General features: G+C 69.3%; 6 protein-coding genes. 5 read left to right on the top strand and 1 reads right to left on the bottom strand.

Annotated elements, in window-relative coordinates; all coding sequences use genetic code 11:
- A partial coding sequence (locus AB0B83_RS29070) for a transposase (RefSeq protein ID WP_357580837.1) occupies positions 1-180 on the bottom strand: 180 nt, incomplete at its 3' end.
- Positions 181-556: 376 nt separating this feature from the next.
- Here AB0B83_RS29070 and AB0B83_RS29065 point away from each other — a divergent pair.
- The 5 genes from AB0B83_RS29065 (at position 557) to AB0B83_RS29045 (ending at position 10,783) form a co-directional block, all read left to right on the top strand.
- Complete coding sequence (locus AB0B83_RS29065) at positions 557-2,113, top strand: DUF2397 domain-containing protein (protein WP_357580836.1); 1,557 nt, start codon at positions 557-559, stop codon at positions 2,111-2,113.
- Complete coding sequence (locus AB0B83_RS29060; protein ID WP_357580835.1) at positions 2,110-3,270, top strand: TIGR02678 family protein; 1,161 nt, start codon at positions 2,110-2,112, stop codon at positions 3,268-3,270. The genes AB0B83_RS29065 and AB0B83_RS29060 overlap by 4 nt, the downstream gene beginning before the upstream one ends.
- Positions 3,267-7,601 carry an SbcC/MukB-like Walker B domain-containing protein gene (locus tag AB0B83_RS29055; RefSeq protein WP_357580834.1) on the top strand — a complete coding sequence of 1,445 codons (4,335 nt, stop codon included), beginning with the start codon at positions 3,267-3,269 and terminating at the stop codon, positions 7,599-7,601. The genes AB0B83_RS29060 and AB0B83_RS29055 overlap by 4 nt, the downstream gene beginning before the upstream one ends.
- Positions 7,598-8,734, top strand: a complete 1,137-nt coding sequence (locus tag AB0B83_RS29050) for a TIGR02679 domain-containing protein (protein WP_357580833.1) — start codon at positions 7,598-7,600, stop codon at positions 8,732-8,734. Before AB0B83_RS29055 ends, AB0B83_RS29050 begins: the two co-directional genes overlap by 4 nt.
- Before the next feature lie 1,305 nt (positions 8,735-10,039).
- A complete protein-coding gene (locus tag AB0B83_RS29045) occupies positions 10,040-10,783 on the top strand; it encodes a hypothetical protein (protein ID WP_357580832.1) in 744 nt (247 codons plus the stop codon).
- The last annotated feature ends 589 nt before the right edge of the window (positions 10,784-11,372 follow it).

The raw sequence follows: 11,372 nt of genomic DNA, 5'->3' as shown, positions 1-11,372 counted from the left end.
ACTGCCGGCCGTCCCCGGCGTGGCGCCGGCGTCGATGTCGGCCTGACGCAGCCACTTGAACAGCGTCATCGGGTGGAGCCCGAAGTCTTTGGCGACCTGCTCGACCGTCACTCCCGCCTCGCGGTCACGAGCGACACGCACCACGTCATCGCGGAACTCTCGGGGGTAGGGCTTGGGCACAGCGACATCCTTCCAGCCCGCCCGCAGGGCAAGCCATCTCAGATGTCACCTATCGGTGCAGCAGACCCTTTAGTGAAGCCGGGCAGGAGTAGAGCTAGCAGGGGAGTGAGGGGCAGCGCCGTCCAGGAAACGGGGACGCAATACCGGCAGGATGTGACGGGCGGTCTCCTGGCGCAAACGTGCTTCTGCCCCGTGCGGCTTGTCCCAGCGAATGAGTCCTCACGCCCGCCCAAGGGGTCCACTGACAGGCGAAGGATGTCAGATCCGGCGTCTATGCTTCCGGTTCGCCCGCGCGCCTGCGACCGGACCCTCTGTCCTACGATTCGCTGGCGGTGACGGCCGAAGTATTGGGCGGGATCGGCGGGAGGACTTCAGGGTGCGGTCGGAGCAATCGGACGGTGAACGTGATCCGGGTTCAGGCCCGGATTTGTGGCAGCTGGCCGGGCTGCCGGGTGGGCTGATCGAAGCGTCGTATCTGACCGGAAAGTATGCCTCGCAGTACCGGGTGGTCGTCGATGTTCTCCTGGACCAGCAGCAGCACACCTTGACCGGGGTGCCCGCCGCGGATCTGCCGCTGCTGTTGCGCGCGTACCTGAGCGGGCGCGGCGCCGACCCGGTGTTGATCGACGAGCCTGGGTTCGAACTCAAGGAGCGGATGGTCAGCCTGGAACGGTGGGGTGTCATCCACCGGTTCCAGGACAAGGCGCTGCGGGACGCCGACTTTGTTCGCGACCTCGACCGGTATCAGCTGACGGAGACGGCGGCGCAGCTGCATCGGGCGGTGACCCAGCTCGGGTACGATCTCGCCTCCGGAGCGGCGGCGACGCTCGCGCCGGGAGTGCTGACCGCGAACCTGGCGGTGCTGCGGGAGACCGCGACCGCGGACCCGGCCGGTGCGGCGTCCGCTTGCTCGATCATCGAGAACACGTATCAGGCGATGGCGCGTGCTGCAGCGGGCTGGCAGTCGCGGCTCGCCGGTGCGCTGGCGGGGACACCCACGCCGGAGAAGATCGCGATCGTTCAGGAGACGTTGCGTCGTTACGTGGACATGTGGGGTGCAGGCGTCGACACGCACTCCGAGTCGATCACCGAGCACGTCGTCGTCCTAGCGGGTCTGCCAGATGCGGTGTGGCGGCGTATCGCGGTCCGGAGCCTCGGTGTGAACGCCGACGACGCGGCGATCGTTGAGCTGGCCGGGTCGTATCGCAAAACCCTTGCCACGCTGCTCGCCTGGTTTGACGGGCCGCAGTGTCAGGCCCGCCGGCTGCGGCGGCAGATGCGTAACACGATCCAGCCGCTGCTACGGGGGCAGCGGACTCTCGCCGCGGTCGGTGGGCACGTGTCGCGGCGCGCGGAGCTGCTGATGCTCGCCGGCCGGCTCGAGGCGGCGTCGGATGATGCGACTGCGTGGCGGTTGTGGTGTACGGCGACTGGGTTGTACTCCGCGGTGCATCTGCCGGGGGCTGCTCCGGTGCCGGCGGGGAATCCCGCAGCGTCGAGTTTCTGGGACGCGGATCCGGTGTCGGTCGAGGCGCGGCTGCGGAAGCAGGGTCCGAAGGCGACGACGGGGACGGCGTCGCGGATTCCTGATCATCGGGAGAACCGGCGTGCGGCCCGTGACCGTAACCGGCGGGAGCAGCATGCGCAGGCCCGGACCGAGGAGGCGATTCTGGCCCGTTCTGGGTTGCTGCTTTCAGAGTGGGGTGAGGTGAGCGACCCGGAGCTGAAGATGCTGCTTATGCTGCTGGCGACGGTTGCGTCCGTGAGTGCGGATGCGGCTGGTGTGCGGGAGGTGACGACCGGCGACGGCCGGTGGAGTGTTCGCGCTGAACCGGTCTGCGGTGCCGCGTCTGCGGTGGTGCCGGCTACTGCCGGGCGGCTGGTTCACCCGGACCTGCGGTTGCACGTGGCTGCGGCGTGGGGGTCGGCGTGATCACCTCTGATGCGATTCGTAACGCACAGCGTGGGTTCGTCGGTCTGCTCGGCCAGCCGCTGGTGACCGCGTCGACGAATCCGCCGTTGTACCGACTCGTGCTGCAGAACCTGCAGAAGGTCACAGATCATGCCCGCCGTACGGGGTACCGGATCCAGCGTCTCGGGCGCGCGGTCCGGTTGATCCGGGTCCCGATCGGCGGTCTCGTGGCGCTGCCGCCACAGCCGGCGGATGCGCCTGGGCGGCGTCTTCTGGCGTTGATCTGCTGCCTGGCCGCGTGCTGCGAGGAGGTGAACGGCACCGTCACCTTGCAGCGGCTGTCGGACATGGTCCGCGATTTGTGTGCCACTCCCGGCGTGCATGTCACCGCCTACGACCCGGACGATCGGGCGCAGCGGCGGATGCTGCGCTCGTCGGCCGAGTACCTCGATGGTCTCGGGGTGCTGCGGCGGCGGACCAGCGACGAGCGGATGCTCGACGACTGGATCGAGGGTGGCGACGGTCCCGGTGCCGGGTACGAGGTCGACAAGGACGCGTTGCTGCTAATGACCAGCCCGGACACGCTGGCTTTGGCGCTGAACCCGGAGTCCGACGACGACGAGACCGTCGCCGCGGCCCGTACGGTCCGGCAGTTGCGTGCCCTGCTGGAGACTCCCGCGGTGCTGTATGCCGACCTCGACGCCGCCGATGCGGAGCTGCTACGTAAACAGCGGGGCCTGCGCGCCGCCGACCTGGCGCAGATGACCGGCGGGACCGTCGAAGCGCGGACCGAAGGGTTGCTGCTGACCCTCACCGACGACGAGCGGGTGCCGGCGACCGTTGTTGACTGGCCCCGGGCGAAAGCCGCGGACTGGGTGGCGTTGCTAATGGCCGACATCGCTGGCCGTGACGGTACCCGTCATGACGACGGGACCGTCACTCTCACCAGTGGCCAGGTCGACGAGGTCGCCGAGGATCTGCTGTGCTGGCGTGGCGACTACATGAACAAGCTGCAGAAGACCGTCCCGGGAACCGTGCGCGCCGACGCGCAGGCGAGGCTGACCGAGCTCGGTCTGCTGCAGGTCACTGCAGCCGGGGGCTGGGTTCTGTCGCCGGTCACCGGCCGGTACCGCGACCCGGATGTGACCTTGACCGATCCTGCGGAGGCCGCCCGATGACCGACCACCTTCTTGCGCGGCCCGGCCCGGACGTCACCGACGAGCATCTGGCCGCCTGGCGTGACGCTGTCACCGCCGGGGGCCTGCCGAACCCGGACCGCAGCCGGTGGATGCCGCTGCGCGGCGGCGCGGTGAACATGTGGGAGTTCGACGTCGCCGAGTACTGGTTTGCCGACGGCCGGGCGCAGCTGGTCGGTCAGAACCAGTCCGGCAAGTCGACCCTGATGACCCTGACGACGCTGATCATGCTGCAGGGCGAGACTCGCCGGCATTTGATCGACACGTTCGGCGAGTCCGGGAAACGCTTTCGCTACTACGTCGAACCGAGCGGGCAGCCGAAGGACCGGCGCGACACGTCAGCGTCGACGAACCGCGGTTGGGTGTGGGTCGAGTACGGCCGCACAGGTGAGGACGGTACCGCGGAGTTCTTCACCCTGTTGCTGTATGCCCAGGCCAAACGTGGCGTGCAGGACATCACCACCAGCTGGATCACGTGCCGCGGTACGGCACGGGTCCGTGCCGGCATAGAGCTGGCCGCCGGGCAGGCCGCCTACGAGCCGAAACACGTCGCCGCCGTGGACGGGGCCACCGTTCATCCCAGCGGGAAGGCGTACGCCGGGTATGTGGCGAGCGAGCTGTTCGGAATCGACGACCCTGAGCGGTACAAAACGGTTCTGACGATGCTGCGCTCGCTGCGGACACCGAACCTCGGCAAGGTCCTAGACGCCGACTTCTTCACCGGGCAGATCAGATCCGCGCTGCCGGCGCTCGATAAGGACGAGGTCGCCGAGCTCGCCGGTAGCTGGCAGCAGGTGGAGCAACTCGGACGTGACCGCGACGACGCCGAAGCCGCCCGCACCGCGATCACCGGGTATGTCAACCGGTCGTGGCGACCGTGGGCGGACGCGGTCCTGCGGCTGCACGCTGATGCGCTGCTGGACGCGGCTGCTGCCTGCGACCGCGCCGACCAGGCGGTGACCGCCGCCAAGGGCGCCCTGGGTCAGGCCCGGAGGGATCTGACCGCGGAGTCCGGCCGGACGACCGAACTGATGACCGGTCTCGAGCGCGCGCAGAGCAGCTACAGCCAACTGCTGCACTCGAGCGCGTACGGCGATGCGATCGGCCGCGCGAACGACGCGCGCCGGGCGCGGGAGGCAGCCACCCTCGCCGCCCGGCACGCCAGCGAGGCGCAGCAGGCGCTGACTCGCGCCCAGTCCGAGCATGATCAGGCGCAGGCTGCACAGCAGCGGGCCGCCACCACACTGTCCACCGCTAGCGACACGGTCGATGCCGCTGCTGGGCATGCCACCGCCGCGGGGCAGGCGGCCGGTCTCGGTCCGGTTGCGGCCGGATGGGCCAGCGGCGGTGACGTCGACCGTCTCGACGCCGCGGTCACCGACCGGCGCCGGCAGGTCGGTGTCCTGCGCGGCCTGCTGCGCATCGCGGCCGACGCCGCCGGAGCATGGCGGCTCGCGGACACGATCGCCGGTACGAGGAAAGCCGAGTTCACCGACCGACAGAACACCGCGGCCCGGGCGGCCACCGAACTGTCGGAGGCGTTGCAGCACCTGTTCGACGACCTCGAACGGTGGGCCGCCCGCCTCGGCGGCGACGCGCCGCCGGCCGCTGTCCGGGAACAGTGGCTGCAGCAGGTCACCGCCCAAGCCGCGACCGTGCGACCCCGGCAGGTGCTGACCAGCCTGCTGACCCGCGACTGGCTGGAGCCGAAGGTGGTGCCGCTGGCGGAGCAGGCGGCGCAGCTGCGAGCCGAAGCGGCCGCGGCGACCAGCCGGGCGATCACCGCCGAACGCGACGCTGACACGCTGGAGCAGGCCGGGGACCCGCAGCCGCCGCCACCGTCCGGATGGGTCCGCCGCACCCGACCCAGTCAGGCGCCGTCCGGCGGCGCGCCGTTGTGGCGCCTCATCGACCCGGCCCCGGACCTCGACGCAGGGGTGCTCGATCGTGTCGAGGCGGCGCTGGCCGCGGCTGGGCTCCTCGACGCGTGGGTGAACGCCGACGGTGTGTGGGTTGCCGGCCGCGATGGCGACGACGTCGTGATCAACCCGCCCACCCCCGCCCCCGCTGTGGGGGATACGCTCGCGGCGATCCTCACCCCCGCCGGTGACGCAGGTGAACTGACCGCGGCGGTCACCGCGATCCTGGCCGGCATCGGCTACACCAGCGGCGACGGCTCTCTGGCCGGGCCGGTGGGTGTCGCTGCGGATGGCCGGTTCCGGACTGCGTCGTTGCATGGCCGTGCCGGGCGCGCAGACCACGGTGCGGAACTCATCGGCGCCGCTGCCCGTGCTGCGGCCAGGCGCCGTCAGATCAGCGAAATGCGGCAGAGCGCTGAACGCGAGCGTACCGTCGCCGCCCGGCTCACCGCAGAGGCCAGCGACCTCGCCGGGCAGGTCACCGGGCTGCGCGACGTGGCGCAGGACGCGCCGTCTGACGCGGACGTCGCCGGTGCCGGTGCGGCGTTGACCACTGCAAACGGTGAACGCGACCGGGCGCAGCTGCTGCACGTGGAGGCCGCGGCGAACGCCCGGGGGCTGCGTGCGGTCGCCGACGACGCCAACGCCGCCGTGGTGGCGTTGGCCACCGAGCATGACCTGCCCGCCGCCGCCGAGGCGTTGGAGGCGGTGGCCGGGCACATCGACACGGCTGCGGAGGCGGTGTCGGGCCTGCGGCTGGCGTTGCAGGAGCAGCAGGGTGCGCAACGGTCGGTCGCCGCGGCGGTCGGCGCCGTCACCACTGCTACCGAACGGCTCGGCATCGCTGAGCAGACGGCGCGTGACCTCGCCGGTGAGGCCGCCGTCGCCGCGGAGAGCGCGGCGGAGGCCGAAGCGTCGATCGACCGGGACGACCAGGAGCTGTTCACGCGGAAGAAGACGTTCGAGGACAAGATCGACGAGTTGAAGAGGTCGATCGCGCGCAGTCACGACGAGGGTAAACGGCTGGTCGGGATCGCGTCGTCGGCGGAGCGCGACTGGGAACAGGCGCTAGGGCAGCAGGAGGCCGCCGGTCGTGCTCGCGGCACCGCGTACAGCGGCTGGTGGGTGCCCGTCGATGCCGGTCTCGCCGCGGCCCGCAACCTGCAGGTCGGAGAGGGCCGTGACTTGGGCGACGCGCTCGCCCAAGCGAAGGCCGCGGCGCAGACGCTGCGGCCGGCAAACTGGCCTGCCCCGCCTGCGGAGAAGACAGTGCGAGTCAGTCAGTTGATGTCGAGGATCGTCGGGAACCAGGTCGCCGAACTGCAGGCGCTGCTGGAAGCCTCCGGTGGCCGTTCCGTGTCGGTAATCGAGGCCGACGACAGCCGGCCGCTGCCGCAGGTGGTCATGACAGTGGACGCTTCCGGGCAGCAGCTCAGCCCCGCGGAGGCGATCCGGCAGCTCGATGACCTGGTCGCCGAGCTGTCGGACAGCCACGACGAAAAACTCAACGTGATGTACACCGAGCTGCTGTCGTCGACGTTCATCGACCATCTCGCCGACCGGCTCAAAGCCGTCATCGACCTGCTCGACGAGGTCAACGTCGTGCTGTCGCGGCACCCGACCGGTGCGGACCGGATGACGTTGCGGTTGCGGCGCCACCCCGCCGCCGAGCATGCCGCCGGGTACAAGATCCTCAAAGCGATCGAAGACGGTGTCATCGCCTCGGAGACCGCGCAGGACCAGATCCGGCTCTTCCTCGCCGACCGGCTGCAGCAGGCCCACGACCTGCCCGCCGACGACGGGAAAGGCGACGGGAAGTCCGCCGTGGACGAATGGATCGACCGGGTTGCCGGGCTGCTCGACTACCGCGCCTGGTTCGACGTCGTATGCGAGTTCCGGATCGCCGGGCACGCCGACGATCCGGTCCGCTGGCAGCCCTTGACGAAGCAGGAACACACGGTCGACTCCGGCGGCGGTAAGGCGGTCACGCTACTGCAGCCGCTGCTCGCGACACTGGTCACCCTGTACTCGGAGTCGCCGCGTTCCCCGCGCCCGTTGTGGCTCGACGAGGCGTTTGTCGGCGTCGACTTGGCGAACCAAACGACGATGATGCGGATGCTCGTCGACTTCGACCTGGACTTTCTCGTCGCCGGGCCTGCCACGCTGGTCGCGTCTGCGCAGGTACCCGCCGCCGCGATCTGGCATATCGCCCGGGCGCCCGCACCGCTGCCCGGCGTCGACCTGTCATTGACCCTGTGGGCCGGGCGGACCTTGCAGATCATCGCGGTTGCTGACGTCTCCGCCACCGTACTGCGCCCGGCCCGGCCTGCGGACGCGTACACCGGTCCGGACCTGTTCTCTACCGCTGAGTCGGGCGAGGAGGTGCTGGCGTGACCGCGGCCGTGGACGCGTGGGCACAGCTGGCAGGGCCGGCGAAGGTTCTTGCAGCCGCCCGGCTGCTGGTCGAGGAGCGCCATACCGGGCCTGCGGTCACTGTCCGCGTCGACCTCGACAAGACGGAACGCGCCCAGGTCGCCAAGCTTCTTGGCCTCGCATGGAACTCCTCCGGCGACTCGGTGAAACTCGGCAGGCTCACCGCCGCGTTGACCCGTGCCGGCGACGATCTGACCGCTCTGTTGGTCCGCCTCGGCGGTGACCTCGACGACCGGCCCGCCGAAAAGGCGCGCAAGGCCGCGGACGCGAAAGCCGCCGTCGACAGCGCCTATCAGGAACTCACCGACGCCGGGATCCCCGCCCACGCGGTCGACCTCGCGCGGGAACGCCGCTGGCTCGAACGCCGCGCAGCGCCGATCCCCGGCCGGGCCAAGGCGCTGGCCCGGCTGTGGCAGGCGCTGCCTGGCAACGGCCGGCCGCTACCGGAGTTCGCGAACCAGCTGTTCCAGGACCCCCACGCCCTCGACCGCGACGCGGAGCTCGGCCGTGCCGCTGCCCGCCTGCTCGCCGCCGCCGACGCCCCCACCGACCCGGCCGAGGCCGCCAAGCACGCACTGACCGGGGACCGCTGGCGTGCGGTATGGGCCGAACGCGAGATCCTCTGCGACCAGGTGTCGTCGACGGTGCTGGTGCTCAACCTGCGGCTGACCGGCCCGTCGCCCGCCGCGGCGATCGCCACCGCCGGTGCCGGCTGCGGGGAACCGGTGTGGCTGACAGCCCGGTCGCTACGCGGCCGGTGGCACCCGACCGATGCGGCCGTCGTGGTGCGCGTCTGTGAGAACCCGGCGATCGTCGAAGCCGCCGCAAACCGGCACGGCGCAGCCGGGATGCCGCTGGTGTGCATCTACGGCCGGCCGTCGGTCGCCGCCTGGATGCTGCTGCGCGGCCTCGCCGCGGCCGGAACGCGGCTCCTGGCGACCGCGGACCGGGACAAGGCTGGGCAGCAGTTCCTCACCGAACTACTCACCCTCACCACCGCGACAGAATGGCTACCGGACGCGAACGGCATCTACGAGGAAGCGCGCCTCGACGAGCTCCTAGCGGACCTGGCTCCCGGCCGCGGACCGGCATAGCCGCGGCTCCTACATGAACTGGCTCATACGCTGGGTGGCCGTCTCCAATCCTCTCACCGCGCGCGGCAGCGTCTCCGCTGCGTTGGCCAGTTGCCTGACAGTTGTGCTGATCGCCCAATGGCTGAACGAGGAAGGCGTATAACGCAACCCTCATTCGGTGCCGAATGGGCACTGCAGACATGGGGCTAACGGTTAACACAATTGCAGGTCGCCAGCAATCCTGATCATGTAGTTGGGGTTAGGCTCGCCCCTCCGACATGAACTCCTATGGCAGCCGGATACGTCGCGCTGGCAGCACTTGGCCAAGTCGACGCCGACGTACTGGTATCGGCTGGTGAATCCGTGGGTGTGCCTCGGCATCCTGCACTACGTCAAGGACGAGCCGTGGGTCGACCTCGGCCCGGCGCGAGGTTCGTGGTGGTGGACCTCGACTTCGGCGTCGAGGACTGGGTCGCCGAGGCGGCGCTGTTCGCGCTCATCGCCGACGCGTACCGGGAACCGGCCCTGCGGGGGAGGGGGTACGACAGCTCGGCTGGATGCGGCGGTGGCAGCGGATCGGTTGGTCACGATCGAGGAGTCGCTGGCGCAGCTGATGCTCGCCACGCCTAACTGCTAACTGCCGTGCGGACGGGACTGTGGCGGCCGTGACACTGGCCCGCCCTGCGCAGGACGACTACGACGAGGAACCCGCGTCGCCCAGAAAACTGGCGGCAGCGCCGCCGCTAGCACCTGAACAGCTCTATCCTAGGACGCGCTGCAAGCGGTGTTTCTCCTCAACAATGCAGCCTGGACAGGGCGGCAGGGTGGGTCCTTGACCGTCCGCCGTAACGGATCCGGTAACGGCGGCGGCCCGCCAGGGGAGGAGCGGCCGGCATGAGATGACATTGAGACGTGATGCGCACTGCCGTTCTGTCCGGGTATGCGGATGTATCGAGCTGTTCCGGCACGTCGTGACAGAATCGTTGCCAACTGGGGGTCAAGGGGTCGTCGGTTCGAATCCGGCCGTCCCGACGCAGGTCAGAGGGCTGATCCGGACATCGGGTCGGCCCTCTTTGGCGTTCTGGGGACCACGCCGGTCAAGTGCGCCGCCCGGTAGCGCTCCTTGACCGCTGGTCAAGTTTCAGGTAGCTACCCGGGTCATTCGCCGAATTATTCGTTCTCTGGATTAAGGCGGCCCGCAAAGCGGGCCGTGCCGGCCCGGCTGGCCCGGCCTGCTGGCGGCCCCCTGCCCTCCTCAGAGTTCCGCCGCTACTGGCACACTGCCCAAATGGCGCACGACTTGGCAGAGCGCGATGGTGATGAGCGGTGAGGTTCTCGCGCGCATGGGGAGCGACCGGGCAGGGACCGTATGGGCTTGGTGAGGTCTACAACGACGAGACGTATGGCAAGCTGCCGCCGCTGCCCGAACAGCTGCTCAACGGGACTTTTGACTGGCTGATCCCCGAGGCGGCGGGACGCGGGTCGTTCTACATGGCACCAGGTCCGGTGCCTCTCGGTGGTCTTGACGCGCTCAACCGACGTCTCGCGTGGCACGGCCTTGCTCTGCCGGCAGCGTTCGAGCGGTTTATGGCGAGCAGTGTCCTTCAGGCCTCCGTGCCGTCGTGCACGGCCTGCGAGTGGGAGAACTCGCCGCGGCTGGTGGCCAGCCCCATCGAGGACCACGCATTCATGTTGAGGTTCATGAAGGATCAGCAGGGTTGCGGCTACTGGTACCTATACCTGGGCTCCGACGGCTTGAGTCCGGTGGTGGGTAGCGCTTCACGCTATGAAGCTGCGGACGACGAACCGGTGAAGATTGCGCCGGCAAGTTTCTTGGCGGACGTTCGGTGGATGGCACCGGATTTCGAGCACTTCGTCTACCGGTACTGGATCGAGAATGTCGCCTGGTTTGGGTTGGTCTCGCAGAAACGAGATCTCCGGGACCTAAACCCTGTCGTTCGCCAGTACGTCAACCACCTCCAAGCGCCTGCGGGTTCGCCGCTTGATTGTTGGCCTACGCCGTTTCCCGCAGCCCGCGGTGGCGATCACGGGCAGGACCAGCTCTGGTAGTGGGCCCCGGATAGGTGCCTGGGATCGACCCTAAACACCGTCGGTAAAGCGATCCGTAGACCGCCGACGTGCAAGAGTTACGAGCGACGTCAGCCGTCAAGCAGGTCAGCGGCAACGGGCTAGCCGACAGCAAGACAGGGCGGTCATCACCCCTGCGGGCCGCCCCACCTCTGGTCTTCGCGCGGGGACCAGGCGGGGACCACACGGTCTGCGTGATGGTGGACGGCATGACGTCGGCCGCGCGGCCTGATCTTGGGGATAGCGTGCGTGACGTGCGTGGACGTGTGGCGAAGCGTCCTGGGGGTCAAGGGGTCGTCGGTTCGAATCCGGCCGTCCCGACAAGGTGTTATCGCAGGTCAGAAGGCTGATTCGAGTAATCGAGTCGGCCTTCCTGGGTTTCTGGGGACCACTTCGGTCAAGTGCGCTGCCCGGTAGCGCTCCTTGACCGCTGGTCAAGTCTTGAAGCGTTAATGCGGGATGCCTGCCGAGTCGTTCGCTATCTGCATTCAAGGCGGCCCGCAAAGCGGGCCGCGCCCGCCCCCCCCCCCCCCGGTGGCCGCAACCGGCCCCGCACCGCCCGGCCCGGCCG

The organism is Micromonospora sp. NPDC049060 (assembly GCF_040649055.1).
Classification (GTDB): domain Bacteria; phylum Actinomycetota; class Actinomycetes; order Mycobacteriales; family Micromonosporaceae; genus Micromonospora; species Micromonospora reichwaldensis.
This window is presented reverse-complemented; position numbering and strand designations above follow the sequence as displayed.

Coding starts and splice junctions, on each gene's coding strand:
- AB0B83_RS29055 (WP_357580834.1), top strand. CDS start 3,267: ATGACCGACCACCTTCTTGCGCGGCCCGGCCCGGACGTCACCGACGAG.